The sequence below is a fragment of the Vibrio sp. MM46 genome, from assembly GCF_027587135.1.
Taxonomy (GTDB): Bacteria; Pseudomonadota; Gammaproteobacteria; order Enterobacterales; family Vibrionaceae; genus Vibrio; species Vibrio harveyi.
Window position 1 is genome coordinate 1 of record NZ_JAPPTO010000076.1, and the last position, 1,291, is coordinate 1,291.

A 1,291-nucleotide genomic window follows, 5' to 3' on the forward strand; every position below is an offset into this window, starting at 1 on the left:
CGTGGTTCGCGTAAACGACGCACCGACTATCGACGTTACCGCGGTTGATAGCGTGACTGAAGACGCGGTGAGCACCGATACAGTAGTGGCAACACTTGTTGTTGCTGATACAGATACACCAGCAGATGAGCTTACCGTTCAGCTAGAAAACAACACAGATGGCTATTTCGTGCTCGATGGTGACCAAGTTAAGTTGACCGATAAAGGTGTCGAAGCGGTTAATAATGACCAGCTTGACCTAACTACCTTGTCTGTCACTGCTTCGGTATCAGACGGCGTGAATCCGAAAGCGACAGACACGGATTCTCTTGATGTGGTACGCGCAAATGACGCACCGACTATCGACGTCACAGCGGTTGATAGCGTGACTGAAGATGCGGTATCTACCGATACCGTAGTGGCAACACTCGTTGTTGCTGATACAGATACGCCAGCAGATGAGCTTACCGTTCAGCTAGAAAACAACACCGATGGTTACTTCGTCCTCGATGGTGACCAAGTTAAGTTGACCGATAAAGGTGTCGAAGCGGTTAATAACGACCAGCTAGATTTGAATAGTCTGAGTGTCACAGCGTCGGTATCTGACGGTGTGAACCCGACAGCGACAGACACCGATTCGTTGGACGTGGTTCGTGGTTACAAATACGTTATTGGTACACACGGTGATAACGACATTACCGGTACAGCTGATGACGACATTATTGTTGGTGATGTCCAAGGTCTGCAGATTGTTGAGGGCGAGGATTACAACATTGCTTTTGTTCTAGATACTTCAGGCAGTATGGGGTATGACGTAGGTAAAGCAGAGGCTGAGTTCAAAAAGGTTCTTGATAGCCTTATCAATAGTGCTGGCAGTTCTTCTTCAGGTAAAGTAAATGTATTGTTAACGACGTTTGCAGCGGATGATAAGCTGTTGTTGGAAGTTGATTTGAGCGACCCAGAAGCTTCAACGAAAATCACAACTGCATTCGAAAACAATAGAGATGATGGTAGCGGTGGAACAAACTATGAAGCTGCATTTGATTCAGTGCTAGATTGGTTTGCAGGTAAAGATAGTGATGCAAATAACGTCACATACTTTATCTCTGATGGTACGCCGAACCAAGCTGACCACAATAGCGCTTATGATTTGGCTTCGATGACTAATGTGGTGATTGGTGCTGAAAATGGCAAAATTATTACTTTGGGAGACGTGTTACCAAGCGATTATCAACGTGGTGATGTTGTGACTTACAACAACCAAACGGTTATTGCGAGCAACACAGAGGTTTATTCTTTGTCGACTGGCGAA

1 protein-coding gene is annotated in these 1,291 nt (G+C 45.8%); it reads left to right on the forward strand.

Features of this window, described 5'->3' with window-relative positions; all coding sequences use genetic code 11:
• Positions 1 to 1,291: vWA domain-containing protein (locus OH459_RS27940; RefSeq protein ID WP_269989863.1), on the forward strand; the 1,291-nt coding region annotated here is incomplete at both ends.